General features: G+C 29.9%; 25 protein-coding genes. 1 reads left to right on the forward strand and 24 read right to left on the reverse strand.

The features are described 5' to 3' along the window. Positions 1-11: 11 nt before the first annotated feature. The 24 genes from JM80_RS15560 to JM80_RS15665 all read right to left on the reverse strand — a co-directional run bounded on the left by JM80_RS15560 (position 12) and on the right by JM80_RS15665 (position 20,484). Complete coding sequence (locus JM80_RS15560; protein WP_144710971.1) at positions 12-335, reverse strand: hypothetical protein; 324 nt, start codon at positions 333-335, stop codon at positions 12-14. A 201-nt stretch (positions 336-536) separates the two neighbouring features. Next, the gene (locus JM80_RS16495) at positions 537-704 is read right to left on the reverse strand and encodes a hypothetical protein (protein ID WP_186439775.1); all 168 of its coding nucleotides are present in this window, start codon (positions 702-704) and stop codon (positions 537-539) included. 20 nt (positions 705-724) lie between these two features. After that, positions 725-1,579: a hypothetical protein gene (locus JM80_RS15565; protein ID WP_144710973.1), complete on the reverse strand. Its 855-nt coding sequence runs from the start codon at positions 1,577-1,579 to the stop codon at positions 725-727. Between the two features lie 17 nt (positions 1,580-1,596). Further along, the gene (locus JM80_RS15570) at positions 1,597-2,421 is read right to left on the reverse strand and encodes a hypothetical protein (protein ID WP_144710975.1); all 825 of its coding nucleotides are present in this window, start codon (positions 2,419-2,421) and stop codon (positions 1,597-1,599) included. Between the two features lie 81 nt (positions 2,422-2,502). Next, complete coding sequence (locus tag JM80_RS16500) at positions 2,503-2,655, reverse strand: hypothetical protein (protein WP_186439776.1); 153 nt, start codon at positions 2,653-2,655, stop codon at positions 2,503-2,505. Positions 2,656-2,672: 17 nt separating this feature from the next. Continuing rightward, positions 2,673-3,287 carry a hypothetical protein gene (locus JM80_RS15575; protein WP_144710977.1) on the reverse strand — a complete coding sequence of 205 codons (615 nt, stop codon included), beginning with the start codon at positions 3,285-3,287 and terminating at the stop codon, positions 2,673-2,675. Between the two features lie 48 nt (positions 3,288-3,335). After that, the gene (locus tag JM80_RS15580; protein ID WP_144710979.1) at positions 3,336-5,066 is read right to left on the reverse strand and encodes an FAD/NAD(P)-binding protein; all 1,731 of its coding nucleotides are present in this window, start codon (positions 5,064-5,066) and stop codon (positions 3,336-3,338) included. A 208-nt stretch (positions 5,067-5,274) separates the two neighbouring features. After that, positions 5,275-6,000: a siderophore-interacting protein gene (locus JM80_RS15585; protein ID WP_144710981.1), complete on the reverse strand. Its 726-nt coding sequence runs from the start codon at positions 5,998-6,000 to the stop codon at positions 5,275-5,277. Between the two features lie 5 nt (positions 6,001-6,005). Further along, a complete protein-coding gene (locus JM80_RS15590; protein WP_144710983.1) occupies positions 6,006-6,755 on the reverse strand; it encodes a DUF4405 domain-containing protein in 750 nt (249 codons plus the stop codon). Between the two features lie 51 nt (positions 6,756-6,806). Beyond that, entirely contained in the window at positions 6,807-7,238 is a 432-nt protein-coding gene (locus JM80_RS15595; protein ID WP_144710985.1) for a MarR family winged helix-turn-helix transcriptional regulator, read from the reverse strand. 141 nt (positions 7,239-7,379) lie between these two features. Then, positions 7,380-7,730 (reverse strand): VOC family protein, encoded by a 351-nt coding sequence (locus JM80_RS15600; protein WP_144710987.1) that lies wholly within the window; start codon positions 7,728-7,730, stop codon positions 7,380-7,382. A gap of 195 nt (positions 7,731-7,925) precedes the next feature. Further along, positions 7,926-8,258, reverse strand: coding sequence for a CCC motif membrane protein (locus JM80_RS15605; RefSeq protein WP_013621811.1), 333 nt, complete (start codon positions 8,256-8,258; stop codon positions 7,926-7,928). A gap of 85 nt (positions 8,259-8,343) precedes the next feature. Next, positions 8,344-9,558, reverse strand: a complete 1,215-nt coding sequence (locus JM80_RS15610) for a hypothetical protein (RefSeq protein ID WP_144710989.1) — start codon at positions 9,556-9,558, stop codon at positions 8,344-8,346. Between the two features lie 103 nt (positions 9,559-9,661). Beyond that, positions 9,662-10,531 (reverse strand): LytTR family DNA-binding domain-containing protein, encoded by an 870-nt coding sequence (locus JM80_RS15615; RefSeq protein WP_144710991.1) that lies wholly within the window; start codon positions 10,529-10,531, stop codon positions 9,662-9,664. A 149-nt stretch (positions 10,532-10,680) separates the two neighbouring features. Next, positions 10,681-11,307 (reverse strand): hypothetical protein, encoded by a 627-nt coding sequence (locus tag JM80_RS15620; protein ID WP_144710993.1) that lies wholly within the window; start codon positions 11,305-11,307, stop codon positions 10,681-10,683. A gap of 210 nt (positions 11,308-11,517) precedes the next feature. Further along, on the reverse strand, positions 11,518-12,252 hold the full coding sequence (locus JM80_RS15625) for a hypothetical protein (RefSeq protein ID WP_144710995.1): 735 nt from the start codon (positions 12,250-12,252) through the stop codon (positions 11,518-11,520). A 193-nt stretch (positions 12,253-12,445) separates the two neighbouring features. Continuing rightward, entirely contained in the window at positions 12,446-12,748 is a 303-nt protein-coding gene (locus JM80_RS15630; protein ID WP_144710997.1) for a type II toxin-antitoxin system RelE/ParE family toxin, read from the reverse strand. Next, the gene (locus JM80_RS15635) at positions 12,745-12,987 is read right to left on the reverse strand and encodes a type II toxin-antitoxin system ParD family antitoxin (protein ID WP_144710999.1); all 243 of its coding nucleotides are present in this window, start codon (positions 12,985-12,987) and stop codon (positions 12,745-12,747) included. The genes JM80_RS15630 and JM80_RS15635 overlap by 4 nt, the downstream gene beginning before the upstream one ends. Positions 12,988-13,241: 254 nt before the next feature. Then, positions 13,242-14,162 (reverse strand): HNH endonuclease, encoded by a 921-nt coding sequence (locus tag JM80_RS15640; RefSeq protein WP_144711001.1) that lies wholly within the window; start codon positions 14,160-14,162, stop codon positions 13,242-13,244. Positions 14,163-14,474: 312 nt separating this feature from the next. Continuing rightward, complete coding sequence (locus JM80_RS15645; protein WP_083653538.1) at positions 14,475-15,116, reverse strand: DUF1963 domain-containing protein; 642 nt, start codon at positions 15,114-15,116, stop codon at positions 14,475-14,477. 155 nt (positions 15,117-15,271) lie between these two features. After that, positions 15,272-16,093, reverse strand: coding sequence for a carboxypeptidase-like regulatory domain-containing protein (locus tag JM80_RS15650; RefSeq protein ID WP_144711003.1), 822 nt, complete (start codon positions 16,091-16,093; stop codon positions 15,272-15,274). Between the two features lie 214 nt (positions 16,094-16,307). Further along, positions 16,308-18,509, reverse strand: a complete 2,202-nt coding sequence (locus tag JM80_RS15655) for a PepSY domain-containing protein (protein ID WP_144711005.1) — start codon at positions 18,507-18,509, stop codon at positions 16,308-16,310. A 7-nt stretch (positions 18,510-18,516) separates the two neighbouring features. Continuing rightward, complete coding sequence (locus JM80_RS15660) at positions 18,517-19,002, reverse strand: DUF2271 domain-containing protein (RefSeq protein WP_089118918.1); 486 nt, start codon at positions 19,000-19,002, stop codon at positions 18,517-18,519. A 6-nt stretch (positions 19,003-19,008) separates the two neighbouring features. Next, entirely contained in the window at positions 19,009-20,484 is a 1,476-nt protein-coding gene (locus JM80_RS15665; protein ID WP_144711007.1) for an ankyrin repeat domain-containing protein, read from the reverse strand. 219 nt (positions 20,485-20,703) lie between these two features. On the opposite strand from JM80_RS15665, the gene JM80_RS15670 reads away from it, so the two are divergent. After that, on the forward strand, positions 20,704-21,063 hold the full coding sequence (locus tag JM80_RS15670; RefSeq protein WP_013621799.1) for a hypothetical protein: 360 nt from the start codon (positions 20,704-20,706) through the stop codon (positions 21,061-21,063). Position 21,064 lies beyond the last annotated feature (1 nt).

The raw sequence follows: 21,064 nt of genomic DNA on the forward strand, positions 1-21,064 counted from the left end.
ATTAGTTACTTTTAATAGCTTATTTCCCTTACTTCTAGTTTACCTATATCATTTTTATTAAAGTAATTTTTAGACAATCTTTTGGTCCAATTTCCATTTTTATCAAACGCTACATACTTGTATTTTATATGAGATATAGTATCCTTATTTTTATTCAAGGTTACTATATTATTTATAAATTTATCATCTGTATAATAATAAAAATGTGAATCTATTTTATCCCCGTTTACAAGAGTTACTTTAGAAAATCTATCATTTTGCTTTTCTACTCTAATAGAAAATAATAACTCGCCATTAGGTGCAAAAGATTCCTCTAAAATTAATGAATCAGACACATACTTTATTACGCTTTTGTTGCGTAAAACATTGTCTTTACTGTAATGAAAAGACTCATAATTTTTAGCTTTTGTATACTTAGTTATTGTACTACTAGTTTTGTTATTATCTGGGTTTAAAGTAATGCTTTTAGTATACCTTCCTATACTATCAAAACTAACAATTACGGTGTTTAATATACTAAGCTCATCTTCTTTAATTTATTTACTAGTAAAATTAGCCTTATATGTTTTTTCTTTTAAAGCTTTAACTATACCTGTAAGTTCAAACCTATTCCATTCTCTTATGTCTTCTGCTTTAGTTTGCTGTTTTACAAAAGAAAAACTTAATAGTAGAACTAAAAGTAACGTAATTAAAAACTGTTTCATTATTTGTGTATGTTGTTATTCTACTTCTTTTTAAAATGAATATATTTTTCTCCGCAATCATTTAATTTCACATAATAATTCATTGCATTACCGTAATTCTGAATTGTTAATTCTCCTGGACTATAGTAGCACTCTACACCAAGCTTACGCTTGCCTATTTTTTTAAGCTTTGTATATTCCTTTTCTTTTTCTGGATCTTCTTCAAATAAGTCAATATCAAAATAATCTTCAGCATATTCAATCTCTGATAGATTTATATATAAACCATCTTCTCTATAAAAATTAAGTTTGCCTTTTAAGTTTCGTTCTTTAGATTTATAGGTGTAGTAGTACTCCCCTTTAGACTTTGTAAACGTAAGCGTTAGGTTGCACACGTCATTGTAATATTCACCCAGTATATCTGCTGGCAACGGAGTTACTTTTTTAGCTGCTTTTGTTAAAACTAAAGGATATTCTTTTTTATTTTCTGCGTTTACCCACGTTCCTTTTATACCAGAATCATTAATTTTTCCTTTTATAATTGCTAGTGTATCATTTTTATAATTTAGCTCGTACCCAAGCAAACTATCTGCTACAACTGTACCAACTACTTTTATATCTACACCTATTTTTTTGTAATAATAAAATCCACTTATGTGTCCTTCATCATTATTTATATGAAATGCAACATCTAAATTATTGCCTAGTTTACCTGTATAGCTTCCTAAATTAATGTCTTTGTTTAATAGTTTAAATGACTCTTCTTTTTTACTAACCTCTTCCGTTTTATTAGAAGTAGCTTCTGTTACTTTAATATCTTCTGTTTTGGTTTTCTTGTCTGCACAAGAAACTAAAACTATAGCAAGTAATACAAGTAGTATTTTTTTCATTTTCATAAAAGATTATTATTTACTTATAACTTATTTAGCGTTATTCTTGATTTTGTTTTTTGAGCAAACTTGCTTCTCCAATCGTTTATATTAAAATTGTTTCTTTCTTGAAAAGAAGATGTTTCCCAATACATCATTAATGCGTAATTCTGCTCTAGTAACATAGCCTTGTTAGTATCCCCTATTTCATAGAGTTCTGTAAAAATATCTTTAATTACTTCGTAATTTTCATTTTCTTTCTGACCTCCAAAATTAAGATCTAAATTTTTTCTATTTTTAAGTAAAGGATGATTCTCTAGCTCTTTTACTGGCGTACAGTTTTTTAGCGATCTTATCACATTTTGAGAAGGAAACTCTATAGCCCAATTAGAAATTACCGAGTTTATTATGCTTTTCTGAAAATCTAGCTCATTACCAATTCTTTTATATTGTGATGCTAGTTTAAACCAGTTTTCGCTTAGTTCTCCAAAACTTTCTGTACTCATTTTATAAAACTCAATAGCTTTATTTACATTGTTCTGCCTTAGGCATTGGTTTCCTTTTTCTAGATAGTTGTAAACTAACTTTTCATCTTCAATTTCTTCATCACCATAATCAAAATTATTTAATTTATACCATTCTAAAAACTTATCTAACGATGAGAAACTAGGTTTAATAATACCTTCATCATGGATCATTTCGCAAACAATAGGTTCTTTATCCTCTTTACCAAACTCCCAATACAATCCAAAATAATCTCCGTTGCCCAAACTAGCCTCATAAAAATGTAAAAAACCATTTGGAGGGTACACACCTACTTGTACTTCCTTATCTAAAGATATTTCTGCAATATTATTTGGTAGTTTCATATGGCGCTATTCTGCTTTAGTTATATTTTTTTATCATTTTTATTAATCGATTTTTTTCCTGTAGCCCATTTACGAATTACTTCATTTAAAGCTCCAAACCCTATAAAACCCAAAAAACAATCCTATTGGCATACCAATTAAAGTTTTCCAAAATTCTTTAGGGTTCATTTTATAATCTGGTAAGTAAGCCCAATATAAAAATGCAGCAAAAAGGATTCCCAAAATTACTACCATTCCATATTATATTTTTATCATTTTAAAACTCCTCTTACAAATAAAAAAATACCCAAAGCGGTTATACCAAAAGAAATGGTATTCCATCCAGTTTTGGATAGTAGTAAAATACCAATTACTAACAAAACTATACCAACAATTCTGTTGGCTTTAGACTTCTTTTCTGCTTTTTCTACACTCTTTTTTAACTCTGGTGAAATTGTAAACAAATGCTCTGTAAAATTATTCATCATTTGTCCAATATTATCGGCGTTATTTATTACTGTATCTCTAAACTCTTTATCGCTTTTTGCTTTTTCATTTAAAGCATCTGTTAACTCGTTTTGCAAACCTCTTGCTACTGCTTCGTTCCTAAAAATGGTTAATTGCTCTTCTGTAAACTTATCTATATTAAAAACAATTACATTTAATAACTCTTGTTTTGGTAAATTTTTTACAGAGTCTATAATACTATTTTTTCTAGCATTATTAGCTTCTGTAGCTTCTGCCAATTGCGACTCTAGACCTCTTTTGTGTATTTCTTCTGTATAAGCTCTACGCTCATCATTACAAAGGTCTCTATGCAATAAGCTATCAAAAAGCACTTCATTAGAAAATTTTTTAGCACTACTTTTAAAATCATTATAGTTCATAAGTTAGAATTGGTTATTACTACAATCTAAAACTACTTTTTACCATATTTATTTTCTATTAACAGCTGCTTTAGCCCATTCTGCAGGTCTATCTCCAAAGCATTCTAATATAGCATCTACGCCAATAACCGTACCTTTTGCTAACCTGCCAAGTAAGGCTATTGGTAAAACAGTATTGGTTTGTTGCTCCAAAAGGTATCCTTGTTTTGTTGTTAATACACCTAAATTATCGCTTACTATTTTTATAGACTCATTATAAAGTAAACTTTTAACTAAGTCAGATTTAACTGCTGTAATATCTGGAGCATCTAAAACTGAATTTATCATTATATTGGCAACTATATTTTTATTTTTGGATTTTATAATCCACCCATTTTCAGACAACTCTATTTCAGGATTATTTACATATTCTAGATTTAGAATTTGCGCATCTACCAAAGCTAACATTTGCTGAATACTTTCTACAGGTGGCCCATAAGAATACCTTTTTATTTGCTCATCCAAAGCAATTATATTAGCAAATACCTCATTACTAAAATTATTATATGAGAGCTGTTTGTAAATTGATGGCTGACAATGTCTCCAAACCTGTCCAACACAAAAGTCTAAACTTATTGCGCTTGTAGCTGTTGCCATATCTACATAACTATTTATCAAGGATACAATTGGTGTTTCTGTAGGCAATATTAGGCTATGCTTGTAATTTTGATTCGTTATCCATTTAAATGCGGCTTCTTCAACCTGTTTAAACGTATAATTTTTATTTCCTAAAGTATGTGGTAATGAGGTATAAATACTTGCAACAATTGGCACTATAGCAGACACCAAAAAGTCTACTCCTTTAGCATTACTTTGAGCTGTTTTATCTCCTATTTCTTTTTCTAAATTACTAAACTGTTCTTTAGATGGTTTGTATAAATCATCTATAACCTTGTTTAAAGGTTTAGGAACCGGTGGTAAGCCATCTAATGAAAAAGGCACTATTACCGTATTTGCATTTTTATTGGCAGTAAACTGACACTTTTGGGTATGTTTATCTGTGATTTTAAAAGTACCTTGTTTAGCTAATACACCACGCATAACATCTAACATTGCTAAACCAAACCCCCTAACTCCAATATGTGCTTTACGTTGTGTATTGGCAACATCTATATAATTTTTAACAGGATAAGGGTCTAAAAAAAGATGAACATTAGAGTTATTTTTAAAATAACTGTTCCATTTAATTAGCTGCTCAGATAATTTTGTTGACTGGTGACCAATAGTAAGCAGCACCTCATCCAAGTCTGTAAAATTTTGATTTTCTGTTGTTAACCTAACTTTATTATTAGCTAATACCTCTATACTTTTTACATTCTGATTATATAATGTAGCTGTTTTATTTAGTAAAAGTGGTGTAATTAATGAAGTAAACCGTTCTTTTAAATACGCTCCTATTTTTGCCCTTGGAGGATATATATCTGGTTCTGAGCTCCCTATTTTATCAAAGTTTAAATTGGCCCAGTGGTGATATGAAGAAAAACCTGGAATAATAGTACCATTGTATATTACCTCATCTCTTTTAGGCAATGTAAGTATACGCTCTGTTATATTTATCCAGTTAGATTTTACTTGCGCTGTACTGTATACTTGTCCGTTTCCAAAATCACCTGTTTCATCAAACAGCAACAGCTCTAACGTAGTTTGGTCTTCTGTTAAACTTAATTGTGTCATAAAATTTTCTGCCGCATAAAGCCCTCTAGGACCTACGCCTACTATTGCCAACTTTTTTTTAACCACCTTTAACTGTTCGTATAGTTACATTATTATTTTAAACTGTTTACAATATACTAAACTTTAGCACAGAGCTTATGCCCTTTAGGTTACAAAACAGTATTTATACAACTATTACTCTTTATTTATTGTTTACCTATACCATAATTTTAAGACTAACATTTATACCTCTTATATATAAATTTTAAGCAGTACCATAAAAATACATAAGCTTTTATTCTAACCCCTTTTTATCAGGGTTCCAAAATGGTTTTACTTTTATTTGCTTTGTGCTCCATTTATGTTCTTTTCTTAAATAATTATTTAAAGCAATACAAACTCTACTATCACCTGCAACATATACTTTTTTCACTCCTTTTAAATAGGGTAATATATTTTCTATTTTGGCTATAATTTCTTTGGAATTGTTATTTTCTATACTGTAAAAATTAAAAGGTTTTTTATCATCAATATCCGCATATAAATTGCGGGTATTTTTGCTGTAAATAACACTTTCTACCTGCTTGCTTTTAGGTAAATACCTGTTTATGATATACAAATGAGATAAGGCAGATAAATCCCCAATAAACAAATAACTATCTGCAGAATTGTCTACCGTAAATTTCCCCTTTTTTGTTTTAAAATACACAGTAGAACCAACCTCACAGTTTTTAACCCATTGCGCTCCTATTCCGTTACTATGTGTTGCTATAGCGAGACTAAAAGTGTTTTTATCCTTGTTTATATCCCAAATAGAATAGCTTCTTACCATATCTTTTTTTAAACTAAGTTCTTTACCCAAACCTACTCCTAAACGTATAAAGCAACCTGGCACAAAATCTATTGTTTTTATAGCATCACTTTTAATTACAATATGGTATACATTTTCTGTTAATTTTATTTTGGATAAAATTTCTCCTTTATCCATAATTTTTTTAATGATATTTTCTACGAATGCCATAATCGTTATTTTTTAGTCTTTTTTAACCTAACAATTAGTCCTGTTATTAAAGCTGGTACACATAAAAAAACACTAACTTTTAGTAATGGCAGCACATATATTAACCATTGCTTAGGGAACTTTTTAGAGCTTTCAACTTTATTTTTAACATTGTTTAAATTTATATTTTCTGCCCAGTTGGTAAATTCTACAAGCCAAATACCTAATGATATAATAACGCTTACAACTAATAATATAAAGAGTTCTAACCTTTGGTTTTTAATAATTTTTAAAAGTTGTTTTGTGTGATGAAAATCTGCTACTAAATGTAGTTTTTTAATTGTAGCAACAATCCATTTCCAATGTAAAGCCAAATGAATACCAAGTAAAACTATAATTAAAGTTGCAGAAGCATTATGAAGCATTGTCCAGAAAGGTGTTATCGTAAAATTAATTCCTATTGATGGCAAAGCTGCTTCTGAAATAACTATACCTGAAACTGTAACCAGAAGCATTACGATATACAAAAGCCAATTAAAAACGTAATCAAACTTAATTTTTCTACTAAAGAGCTTTTTAGAGTTGGTAACAATCCAATTCCAATTTAAGAGTAAGTGTAAAAAGAAAGGTATTGTAATTACAAAACTCAACCATTCATGCAAAGCAATTCCTGTACTCTGTGGTACAAGTACTAAAACCATTAAGACAAAGAAAAATATGTCTAAAAATACACGTAGTTTTGAGATACTTCCTTTCTTATTTTTTATTTTTTTCATTGTTTAAAATTTATTTTAATGTTGATTAATCAACATTTTGTATGTTTTTTTTTAGCTAATATTATCTAAAAGTTTATTTAATAATAAATTTAAAGTCTTAGCTTCTTCTGCTGTTAAACAGCTTTGAGCTTCGGTTACAGTTTCTTTAGAGGCTTCTGTAAACACCTTTACAACTTTTTTCCCGTTTTTAGTTAACGATATAGTGTACGACCTAGAATCTTTACCAGATTTTCTAATAACCAAATCCTTGGCTTCTAAATGATCAATTAATCGTTTTATTGCTGCTCTGTCTTTATGTTGTAATTCTGCAAGCTGACTCTGGTTCATTTCTCCTTCATTAGATAATACTACTAACAACCGCCATTGTTCTGGAGTTGCATTTAAGCCAGTATTTTTAAACCTAGCCTGTAATTTTTGCTGTAAAATTCTAGAGATGGTGGTAGTTAAATAGCCAACTGAATCTCTAAATACATATTTTTTCATCAAATAAATGTTGATTAATCAATAAATATACTAAAACCTTTTAGATGTAAAATACCTGAATGTTTAACCATTGTAAAAGCATATTCTTTATTATAGCTTACTAGCCAATAATTGACTATAGTTGTCAATTGAATATTAATTTTAAATACTTTGGCCAAATGTCAGCAAATTAGTATCTGGGTCTAGCACAGAAAATTCTTTTTGTCCCCAAGGTTTAGCTTCTAATGGTCCGTTTGGGTGAATATTTGTTTTTTTTTCTAACAACATTTGGTAAAAATCTTCAATATTGTCAGTTCTAATGTATACTTGCCCATAGTTTGTTTTTGGGTTAAGCTCCTTAAATTCAAAAAAATGAATTTCTATCTTATCTTTTCGTAGCATTAAATACCCATCATAATCACCAATTTGTTCAAATCCCAATTTATTTAAATAAAACTCTCTTGTAACTTTTTTGTTACGCATTGGTAATTTGGGATTAATAGCTGTTAACATAATTCTATTATTAGTATTTGTTATTTTATCCTTTTTACATTCAAATTAAATTTTATCCTAAAATTTGCAATACGTTTAGCCTTTGTTGTAATTTATTTTTAGATATTAACTTAATTAAGTCTTCTTTTTATACTTGCTTATCGTTAATCTTTAAATACATTTATTTAATTTAAAGGCAGAATAAATTATTGTATATTAATAACTATTACTTTCCACACCAGCGTTCCATCTTCTTACAAACTCATCAGACCAACTGTCCCAACCAATGGTTGCTAAGGTCCAGATAGTAATACCCAAAATAATTAAATTTAAAACTATACCTATAATAGCAATTACTTTCCCTTTTTTTACACTCTTAATATTATGGTATTCGTCTTGGTTTTCTCTGTAAATACGCTCAGATTTTTTAGCAAGAAAATATGAAATTAAAGCAAATAGGATTGAAAAACCACCAAAACAAAATAGAAAACAACTTAACATTGCTAAAAGATAAATTAATTTACTGTTGGGTAATTTCTTTTTTTCCATAATTAATGCTCTAATTAAATACTTAATTTAAATGGTATAGTACCAAGCTAAAAATACTATTTTTTTTATACATTTTTAATATAGGTTATTTTAAATCTGGCTGAATCCAATCTGCATTACGAACAAATAATATATATTGCGCATAGTCTGTAGTAGATGTACCATCAATAATATCATAAGCATCCCAAATAGGTATAAGGTTTTTTACTTTAGTACCTCTTGTAGAGTTTAAGTAAGGTGATCCCTCTGCATCTAGTTTAAGCAAACTTATTGTATTTGGTACGGTTACTTTTTTATAGTCTGCAATACCTTTTATATACATAAAAAGCCTACTGTCTTGTGAATAATTAAATTTTGTAAACGCTTTGCCTTTGTCTTGCATAAACTTTGGTAACGCTCTGCTATCTACAGTTAATTTAGAGTCTACATACATTGTATTTAGGCTAACCATTTTGTTTGCGTATGGTAATGTAGTGTCTTTCTTAATTCGTCCTGCAAAAGTATAATTATAAGCTTGTAGTGTATGAGAAAAACCAAATCCGGCATAAATATTCTTATTTCCCCATTCATTTTGTGCATATAATCTTTTAAAGTTTTGATACATAAACTTATCCCTGCTTCTTGTTTTACCATAATTAGAAATGTTGTATTCTATATTTTCTAGTAAATTAAATGTGTTTTTATCTAGTTGTGTTTTCTCTTTTTCTAGAATAGCATTGAGCTTATTTTTAGACCAAAAAATTAAAGAATCTTTAGTGTTAGGAATCTCTCTATGATATTTTTTAGGTAGCTTTTCTTTTAATAGTTTTTGAGTTAGTTCAAAGTCCACAATTCTATCAATTCCTACTAGTTTAAATTTAGAGGTCTCTGGGAGTTGAGCATAATATGTTCTCATATTTTTCCATTTATTTCTGTATTGCTTAGAAATGCTTCCTATGTAAACTGGCCATTTTTTAAGTATGTTTTTAAGCTCTAATTCATTAGAACCTTTTATATATTCTTGTAAATAATATCCTTGGGTAATGTCCATTTCCGCCAAGTAAACATCAATTTTTATTTTTTCATTAAGTTGATTAAATAATGCAAAATCAATTCTTGGAGATGTTTCAACCTCGTGTACTTCACCAACTAAAAAGAGTTTGTTTTTGTAAAAATCTTCATCTAGTGAATTAAACTGAAGTGAATCTTTCATTTTAACTACCTCTGTATTATTTTTTAAATAGTTTACATATTTACCAGAAGAACAACTTGTTAAAGATAGTATTGAAATGGCTAGGATAAAAAGTATACGAGTTTTCATTTGTTTGTTTTTTAAGTTCTCAACAAAGAGAAAACATAAAAACAATAGAAAAAAAAGAGTGTGATTAACTTGAAGTTTTTGGGTTAAATTTGAATGGCCTGGGCTAATTTTGAAGCTGTTGGGACGAATTTGAAAGCCTTTTTTTTAAGGCTTCATAGTAAATTTGAGAAATTGGTATTGTTTCCTCGGTTGCAGATATTCTTATAAAACGCTTTCTAGCATTGCCCTCTACAGTTTTTAGATAATCTAAATTAACCAAGTAAGAACGGTGCACTTGCCAGGCTTTAGGAAGCTGTTTCATTATATTAGAGAGTGTGTTCCTAAAAGTTTTTTGCTCCATTCCGTTTTCTGTGTTGTAGTATACATCTACATAATTTTGTTGCGCTTTTGCAAAAATAAAATCCGATTCAAAAATGGTTAAGGTTTCAGACTTATTATTGCCAACAATAGTTATGGTTTTATTTATTTTAGTATTTTCTTTATTATACAAAGGAACCTCTATAGAGCCAAATTTAGAGCGCAAATAAAGCCAAAAAGGAACCACAATAGGTGTAAATGGTATTCCAAACGATTTTATAAAACCCCATATTAATTTAGACGTAAATGAAGATAAACCACTAACTACATAAAAGTGATAAAAAAAAGCGAAAAGAAATACAATAAAGGCAGTTGCAATAATATACAAACACTCATTTAATACAAACCATCGTTTTGTTTGATTTTTATAAAAGTAATTTTCAATAGGATGAACAAGCAGTATAGGTATTATTAGGCAAAATGCATAACCAGAAAGAATTAAATATTTGTATGAAAACTCGTTATTACTATCAAAGGGTTCTAAGGCTATCAATAAAATTGAAACAAATGTTCCTAGCAATAACGCAATCATAAAAGTATGTTTCCAATTTTTAGAATATGCTATTGTTTTATTTAGTGTAATCATTGCTTTTATATCATTGTTTTTTTGTGCCAAATACTACAATTTAAGTATGTTTTACGTTTATAGTAATAATAATTATTCTAGTTTTTTATTTGAAAGGTCAAAATTGTAGATGTCATTTTTTTTATTTTTTTAAAGCACCAATATTGCTTCTTCACTTAATTTAAAGTCTTTTACTTTAGCTATTTAGGTTTTGCTTTTAAAAATTGATTTAATTCAAGCGTTAAGTTCTTTTTTGCTTGTTTTTCATAAAGTTGTTTGAAATAATCTGTTTTATAAATAAAATCCAATTCCAAAATGCTTTTAAGTACTTTTTTTCTTCCTTTCCTATACATAAAATCTGGGTAGATTCTATATTCTTTTCTGATGTTCTCACTATATTTTTTATACTCTTCAGTACTTTTACCTAATACTGAAAGATCTAAATCTAAAAGTATGTTTGTATCATTGTCATCTGATAATTTATGTTCTTTTGTTGCCTCAATTTGCGCTATACATTTACTCAATTTGTTAAATGAAGTTTTAGCAATTCTATTTTCAAACCTTAAAGCACTTTGATGTTCATTATCGCTTTTAGTTGGTTTGTAAATAATGTCATGATAATAGATGGCAAATAATAAGCAGTCTAAATCTTTAACTTCTGATTGAATTTTACTTAATTCCGAAATCATATTATCTAAATGCTCAAGATTATGATAATGACGAGATTTAGACAAATAATTGTCCTCAATTTCGATCCAACATTCCAAATTATAATCTTCATTAGAAGAATATTTTCTAATTAAATTTAGGAATTTTTGTTTTATCATCTCGGTTTTTAAGGTTTTGTTTATAACGTCTCGGCTATGGTTAGTACGGAAGTTAAAAATAGTGACCTTTCGGTTACGCACTTAGCCAAATCTTTTTATTTTGTTTTTATCTTATTCATTTTAAAAGCCAAATCAAAAGATTTGGCGGGCTTGGTTAAATGCACTAAACTTTGGGTTGAGCACCAAAAACCGTATTAATTATAGCCATTGTTAGGCACTTTTTATTTTAAATTTAACATTTTCTAATTCTTCAATTTCAAAGTCTATTAAGTCATTTTTGATAATTTCATTTTTAAGAGTTTCTGAGATTATGTAGCCACCCTTTTCAATAAAGGGCATATAGAAGATGTCTGAATAGTTCTTAATAGTCAACTTCCAATTAAGTTTAGAAGTTTTGCCTTTGTATTGCTTAAATAATGCTTTGAATTCTTTAGAATTAGAAATTTGGAGAGGTATTTTTTTTAATGAATCACTAGAATTTATTTCAAAATATTCACATTCATTAAAAATTAAATTCTCCCATTCATTTTGCGCAAGATGAAAAATATAATATTTTAATTTTTTACCTTTAAACATCAATCGGCTTTCGTAGAACCGAAATGGCTCAGAAATATCAAATTTTTCTAATAATCTTTTTAACTTTTCAGAAACTAAAAACCCTCTACAAGAAGGAACGTTTTGACCAATGTAACTATATGCATCTAAAAGAATCCAGTCGTATTCTTTTTGATAGGTTAAGTTATATAAATAGAAATAATCAAAAATTGGGGCGTCATCAACAGTTTTTTCAAAAAATATCTTTCCAAATTTCCCTCCAACACTCAAGTATCCATTACTATTCGATATTTTTTCTCCGTTAGCACTTGGGTAGATTTTTGGTCCATCAGATAATTCATCTTTGATTTCAGGATTAAAAGATTTTATCTTAAGTGAGTAATACTTCATTTTCTAATTGTGCCTAACTAGTTAGTAACAGCAATTAATTGCGTTTATTCAGCCATATTGGTGGTATAAACACAATAATTACATTTTTCCTACAAGATAAAAATATTTTTTTAGTGCAATTACAGAAGTGTTTTAGTGAAAAGTTAATGAGTTTTTACTTTTTTTTACCACAGTACTTTGTTGTGTACAGTTTTTATTTCAGTCGTTTTTTAATGTCTATTCTTTGATGCAATACTCTGACGATTTCCACAATCTCATTATCTACTTTTCTGTAAAAAATCAGATGGGATTTGATTTTAGTAACTCGATAGTTTTTTCGAGTCTGCTCTGCGGATTTTCCAATCAGATAGTTGTCCGCAATAAATTCAATTTCCGCTATTATTAAATCGTAATATCTGTCAGCTTGTTCTTTAGACCATTTATTTAGGGTGTAAACCCAAATTTTATCTAAATCCTCAATCGCTTGTTGGCTTATGCGATATTTGTTTTTACTCATAAGTGTTTACGATGTAATTCTTTCAGATGTTGTTTTGGGTCAAAATTTTCAACAAATCCGCTATTTTCTCCAACTTCGAGAGCTTTAATCAATTCTCTTTCCTTTTTTTCTTCACGTTCTAACAAACGTAATGCGGAACGAATTACTTCGCTAACCGAACCATATCTTCCAGAGTTTACTTCTTCTCTAATAAATTCCTCAAAATGATTTCCGAGTGATATTGATGTGTTTTTTCCCATTATGACTATAATTTTACTCAAAAATACCAAATCTTGGTAACGTAGCCAAATTGCACACAACGGCGCGGCTAAGCGTAGTGCAGAGGCAAGGAAACTTTTCGTTTCCGTCTGCGCACGAAGCTAAAGCTTATTGTTTTGATTTAATTTTTCTGTTCTAAAGCTAAATCCATAAGATTTGGCGGACTTGGTTAAAAGCTCTAAACTTTGGGTTAAGCATCAAAACCCGTATTAATTATAGCCATTGTTGTGCTTAGTTATTCTATTTTCACACCTAAATCAACTAGAATTTCATTTCGCTTTTTTTCGATTAATTCCTCATCAACTTTATAATATTCCTCTGGGTTCGAAACTCCAGTCAATAGACTCATATTCATAATCTCTTTATTTGAATAGACAAATGATGGTGTTTTTGGAATACACATTCTTAAAGCCATTATTTCAGATAATGCATACAGATGAAGAGGAAATTTATCATTTACTTTTTCCTCCAATAATAGTTTTTCTCTAAAACTTGAAAGTAGGTCTTCGTTGAGATAGTTTTTTGTCAAAAATCCGTCTCCAATTAATAGTATAAATACTAATTTTCTGACTTTAATCATTATCATTTTAGGGTAAACAAACGTTCTTAAATCAAAGAAGTCTTTTTCAGATTCAAAAACATAGAGGCTTGATGGCAAACTAAACCCAACACCATCTTTGTAGGCACCTTGAATCATTCTAAAGTTATCATTGTAAATTATCTTTTGAGCTACTTTTTTGTGCTCACTATCATTAACTTTAAGGTAATCATTATAAAATAGCCCATAATAAATTTTAGATAGCCAAGTAGAAACAAGTGCAGTAATAGATTCATTTGGACCGTAAATAATAGATATACCAGATTCCTCAGCTTTTAAATCTTTAAATAATTGTTCAGGTTCTTCTAGTCGTTTTATTATTCTGTCTTCATATTTACTTCCGAAACCACTATTGCAAGAACTATGTGCTGGTACTTTTATTCGACTATATTGAAATACTCCTTTTCCTGTTACAGTTTCTTCTTTAATCCCTAATTTTCCTAATAAGCTATTTGGAATTATATGTTCTTGAGTTTTTTTTCCAGAAATAGATTCAGAGCAGAAGAAACAGGTGTTCGTCATATCTTCATTTATGGTATTGTTTGTTGGTTTCGTCATAATTAAGCACAACTAGTTAGTAACCGCAATTAATTGCCGTTATTCAGCCATACTGGTGGTATAAACGCAATAATTACATTTTTCCTACAATATAAAACCATTTTTTATAGTACAATTACGGAAATGTGTAATTGGATTAAAAAAAGAGTATAAATGGCACAAAAAAACCCGCAACATACAGTTATGGGTTTAGTTTGTTTTTAGTAGCAGTCCATTAAAATACGGCCTTTGTTTTGGTAATAACTCAGTGGTATTTTTAGGTGGTTTTTACTTATTTTTTTACCACAGTACTTTGTTATAGCCAGTATTTATTTAAGTGCATTGCCATAAATATCCGCTAATTTTATGTTGATTACACCAAAAAGCGTAACAAATTCCGTCATTACCAAACATTATTTCATTGCCATTAATTGGATTCAAATCCGGGAGTCCGCTATCTAGTTGAAATATAAAAGTCATTTTATTATTACATTTTGGACAGCATATATTTTCAGGTTCTTGAATCCAGATAGGTTTTCCTCCAATTTTATTACAATTCCCTTCCCATTCTTGATTTTTAAAAGAAAGAGGAGTCAGAGCAAGTTTTATATTCGTTTCCTTAAGAGGTTGATTACAATATTCGAATTCTATAGGAATGTTTTCATTTAACCTTTCAATTTCTCCATTTTCTGAATGTTTATAAAATAGATAAGGACCATTTATTTGTGCATTGAAAAAATCTTCAAAGTTGAGTCCGAATATTTGACCTTTAAGTTCTATTCCGTTAACAAGGAAATTTTTATCAAAAGAAATCAGATGGTTTATTCCATTTTTCAATACTCCGCCAAATTTCAGATTGGAATTTTCTAGTGGCTCAAAACCCCAAGTAGGATGCTTATTATTTCTTTGTCCGAAATCATTAGTCGGTAAATAATAACTTCTTTCAAAAATTATATGATAGCTGTTATTTTGCATTATTTTATCATATTTGCTCTAACGTTTATGTATAAGAATAGTTGCGGGTTTGTATGCGAGGATTTTCCGAAGGAAAATCAGACGTTACAAACACGCAACGACCTTTGATTAAGCACTAAACCGCAATTATTTTTATACGGTGTTGGCAACTGTATTTATTTGTTTTTTAGCACCTTAGAATATTTTATATTAAACTTAATTGTTTCTCCAATTTTCAATTTCTGACTAGGATAATATGGTTCATTAATAACCATATTATCGTAATTGTAATCAGGATAATCAATAACTCTGTATACTAGATTATATCCGCCCTTACGTTTATTTTTCTTAGTTATTACTCCTTTGATAATACAATCAAAGTTTTCGCCATCAAAAGTATAAGAATATGGATTCAAAGTTGTAATGTCTGTACCATTATGTCTTTGAATTACATTGTACGGAACTTTTATAATATCTCCTATTTTCAGTTCTTTAAATTTTGTTTTAATCTGTTTCTTTCTCAATTTATCTTGTCTTCGTATTTCGTCAAGATTTGGGAAGTCTAGTTCAAACTTTCTAATGACACAAGATTTTTCGGTTTTAAAAAGTCCATTTTGGTATGCTTGAGAGTGTAACTCGGGTAATTTATCAAACCCTTTTTTACGAAGTCTGTCAACTTTTTTAGGTGACATAAAATCATAAGTTGAAGCCATAAACAGAATTATCTCTAGATTTTTACATTTTTTTGAAACTTTAATTGTTGCCCATTCATAGCCAACTCCAGCAAAAATCAATTTATCCGTTTCTTGAGGTAATTTAATTTCGAAATACCCATTCAAGTCAGATTGTCCGATTTTGATTGTGTCTTTGTCGAATATTGTGATTCCTATGGCACTTTCAAAAAACTGGTTTATAGTTTTTCCGGTTAAAGTCCGTTGTCCATATACCGAAAAGAAGCATAAAAATAATGATATGAAAAATGTTGTTTTAAATTTCAATGTTTTTGGTTTTCATATTGTTGCCAACTAGTTAGTAACCACAATTAATTGCGTTTATTCTGCCATATTGGTGGTATAAATACAATAATTACTTTTTCCTACAATATAGAAACATTTTTTGTAGTACAAATACGGAAATGTGTAATTGGGTTAAAAAATAGTATAAATGGCACAAAAAAACCCATAACATACAGTTACGGGTTTTAGTTTGTTTTTAGTAGCAGTCCATTAAAATATAACCTTTGTTTTGGTAGTAACTCAGTGGCTTTTTTAGGTGGTTTTTACAAATGGTATCTAAAACCGTAGTAACCTCTTTTTGCATACCTATAGAGCCGCAAATTAAAATATAACCTTTGCTTTTTATAAGTTGGGCAACTTCTTTACCGTTTGCCGCTAACAGGTTTTGCACGTATATTTTTTGAGCTTGTTCTCTAGACAATGCCAAATGTAAAGAGGTTAGGTTACCTGCTTGTTGCTGTGTTTCTAATTGGTTTTTGTACAGCTCAAAAGATGCTGCTGTACGCCCACCCCAATACAGGTGTAATTTTTTGTGTGCAGTGTTTTGGCGTATCATCCCTAAATAAGGGCCAATACCTGTACCAGTTGCTATTAACAAGGCTTCTTTTGCTTTTTTAGGCAAATGAAATGCTTTGTTTTTTACTATACCACAGCTTATTTTGTTGCCCACAGCAAGGTTTTGTAGCCTATTAGACACACTGCCTTTTTGGTGACGTTTAACGCTTATAACAAGCTCGTTTTTATTCCACTTACCAATGGAGTACAAACGTTCTCTCTGGTCTTTTTCGCCCAAAATAGAGAGTAAATCTCCGGAGGTAAACTTTACTTTTTCTACTGGTTTTAGGTATATACAAAAAGTGTCGTCCGGATTATTTTCTGCCTTGGTGTGTTTGGTTACAGTAAAAGCATAGGTTTTACGTTTCTTTTTACTACCAATAGCTTTTGGTAAACTTATGTTTAAATTTTCTTGCTTGCTCCACGCTAACAACCACTGGTTAAAAGATTCTAAACTTTGGTTGTTTATGGTAAACACATCTGCCAAACGGTTATTGTTTGGGTGCGCTTGTAACATAGTATCTACATCATAAGCAAACTTGCAATAGTCTGGGTATGCTAATGATCCAAAACCTACAACCGAGTAGTTAAACTTTGCGCCTTGTTGGTGCGTATTTAAAAGTGCTTTAAACTTTTTAGCATTTGTTGGCGCTTCTCCTGTGCCATAAGTAGAGGTCATTACCACCAAATGCTGCATATTTTTATAGCTTTTGTAGCTGTTTAGTTCTGCCAAATATGCTTTTTTACCCAAACGTAGTAACTCTGAGTATAATGCGTTGGCAAAATAAAAGGTGTTTCCGTTTTCAGACCCAATAAGAATTACATAATCGCAATTGTCTTTTTTATACTTGTTTTTTATTCTAGATTTTCTGCGTTTTAGTGTAATGCTAAAGCCAGAATACATAAAAAATAAAATACCAATAGAGGCTAATAACAAAACTATACTCCATACTATACTCCCCTGCCCTGTATGAAAAAGTGTACTGTAATAAGTTAATATTACATAAAACGGATAGTTAACCTGACTAACTATATCTCCATTAAATTGGTTTATTAAATACTCTTTATTTGTTAACTGCACTAAAAAGTAACTCTCTGGAAAAGGTGCAAAAGGGTACTCTATTTTACGAACTTCTGATAATTTTATATTTTTAAAAACCTTAAACTCAGATACAGGAATAACTGGTTCTTCTGCAAACAAGGTATCTTCTTGGTGTACAATTTTTGCAGACGGTATTATAGAAAACTGTTCTAAAGACAAATACACGCCTGTTAGCGTTACTATTAAAATAGGAATAAGCAACCATTTACCAAAAACCGTATGGTAATACGGATTAAAGCTTTCTTTAACTATTGGTTTAAAAAAACCTTTAACACCACCTTGCTTTTTTAAGATTAAAAAAATACCGCTAATACTTATTAAACAAAGTAATAATGAAGACAAGCCTACAAAAAACCTACCAATGCCTTTTAAAAATAAGGAACGGTGTAAGGTAGTTGCAAATTTAAACACAGGGCTAGTTTCTTTAGGTGTACCTAAACTATCTCCTGTTTTAGGGTCTATGTATATTATTTTATCTGCACCATCTTTGGTAATAACAGATGCTGTAACCCAGCTATTTTTATCTATTTCTACAGAAATAACCTCTGCATACTTTTGCTGTAGTGTATGTGTAAATTCTGCAACAGTAATTTGGTCTAAATCGCCTGTAGTGTATGGCTGTATACGATTGCTAATTGGCTCTAACGCTAAAACAGAACCTGTTACGGCTGCCAATAAAATAAAAATAGAAGAAGATACAGCCAACACAAGGTGGCTGTATCTCCATACTGATAATGTCATAAATTAATTATTTCTGTGGTAACATACGTATGTAACGGATGTAACCAGTACCATCTACTTTGCTATTTACGCTTGCAGAAGTAAGCTCAAAAGTTACATCGTCCTCAACATATTTTTGATCTTCTACAGCAGTTTCAAACCTAATTTTATAGCCACTGTCTATTTTATCGTCATCAATTTTAATAACTTTTATAGCACGTTCACCACCACTAATTGTAGCACCTGTTATGGCATCAATACTTGGTTTCTTATTTTCAAAAAAGCTGTACCATTTGGTTAAATCATGGTACCACTCTGGGTCGTCTCCCAAAACATTTAATGTCTCTACGTATTTACCTTCAGCATCTAATAAAGATACCACAACGTAAGCACCTTCACCCTCATAATTTTTTAACTGAATCATACATTTGTATTGGCTAGTTTTAGGAGCCGTTGTAAAAGCTGCCATAGTAAACAAACCTACTATTGCTATAATTACTACTTTAAATTTCATTTTCTATTATTTTAAAAATTCAATTTTATTTTTATTCAAAAGTTCGTTTTCAGAAGCTAAGTCATAAACCGTTTCTTCAAACTCTGTTACAGCGTCTTTTTTAGCTCCAACACTAATTAAATACTTAATTAAGTCTACATTATTAGTTGTCATAGCAGCCAAATGTAAAGGTGTTAATCCGTTTGCATTTTTAGCATTTACATCAATATTTAATGGTGCTATTTTAGCTAATAAGTCTTTATTATTTTTAGCTACAGCCAAGTGTAAAATATTATTTTTACCCTCTTGTACGTGTGTCATATTTAAACCTTTAGCAGTTAACAAGTTCCATTTTTCTGTAAACGCTTTTTTATTTCTTTTAGAGTAAGAGTTAACCAAGTAGTATGCCAAATTGTTTCCTTTTGTATCTACCACATCAATAGCAGCTCCTTTGTTTATTAAATAAGTAACAACATCTGCACTATTATATGCTACCGCATTAGTTAATGCTGTTTTGCCATCTTTATTTTTAGCATCTAAATTTTTAACCTCAAAAAACTTTACAACCTCTAAACTGTTACGCCCAGCAGCATTCATTAACGGAGTATTTCCTTTAGCATCTGCTTTTGTTGTAGTAACACCTTTGTTTATAAAGTAATTAAAAATAACATTGTCTTTATTTCTGCTAGCCAAATTATGTATTGGTGTAACACCATTATTATCTGTAACATTTGGGTTTATACCTAAACCTTCTAAATACTTAAAAAACGCTAAGCTATTACCAGGACCTCTACCACCTTCTGACGCTACTAAAATAGCATTGCTACCATCTGCATTAGTATCTTTATAAGCAACTCCTTTTTTAACCAACTGTGCTATAATTGTTTGGTTACCAGAACGTGCTGCATAATCTACAGCATTGTGTCCATCCTTATCTGTGTGGTTTAAGTCTAACCCTTTTTCTAAAAAGTAGTTTAAATCTTTAAGGTCTTTAGCACCACCAACTAATTTTAAAATAGCGTTGGCACCTTTAGGCGTAGTTTCTGTTATTTTAGCACCGTTTGCCAATAACAAATCGTATAATTCTGGATTAGTTTGTCCGCCACCAGCAGCAAAAAGTAATACAGAACTTCCTTTATCATCTACAACATCTGTTTTTGCACCTAGCTTAATTAGCTTTTTCATTAATGGTAAATTACCCTTCATAGCTGCCCAAAAAAGGTAAGTACGTCCGTCATGGGTAACCTTATTTACATCATTACCTTTTAAACTTAACAAGTAGTCTACAACCTCTGTAGATGCATTTGCTAAAATAGCATTTGTAGTAGCATCAAAATTATTAGAGCTTAATGCCGTTGCACTGTTACCTGCAGCTTCTTTTGCTTGTATATCTTTAACTGTAGTATTTGGCTTAAAAAAACCACGAGACCAAAAAACATTTGCGTCTTGTGCGGCAATAGTACCTACAAACAGTAGTAAAACAAGTGTTGTTATTTTTTTCATAATAAAGTGTATTTATAATAAATAAAGCTTATTTGTTTATTTAGACTTAGTATTGATAAAGCGCAAATATAAGAACTATTTTTATTTAGAATGATTAAAAATAGATTTTTTATTTAACAATTTTACAAGGAAGATTACAGCAGTTAAGTACACTATAACTTTTAAGTGTTTACATTTGTATGCAACCAACAGCTACTACAAAATTAAATTACTATACCTATGCACATTGAAGACTTGCCTGGCACCTATGCTATTATGGGAAACAACCAAAATGCCGAAAAAACAACTTACAAAGGCACGTTAGTTTTAGCTTTAGATACAAATAAGCGTATAAAAGCAAAATGGTTAATAGGTAATGAACAATACCAATTAGGTACAGGCTTTTTTAAAGACAATATTTTAGTAATTAATTTTAATTATAAAGGAGAAGATAATGCTACGTACAAGGGTGTTGTGGTATACAAATGTATTAGCAAAGATATTTTAGACGGCTTTTGGTCTGAAAAACACGGAGACCCTAATTACTTAGGAGAAGAACGTTGCTTTAGATTAAAAGAAGAACAGGAATTGGTGAATTAGT

The sequence above is a fragment of the Cellulophaga sp. RHA_52 genome (assembly GCF_007827205.1).
In the GTDB taxonomy this organism is placed as follows: Bacteria; Bacteroidota; Bacteroidia; order Flavobacteriales; family Flavobacteriaceae; genus Cellulophaga; species Cellulophaga lytica.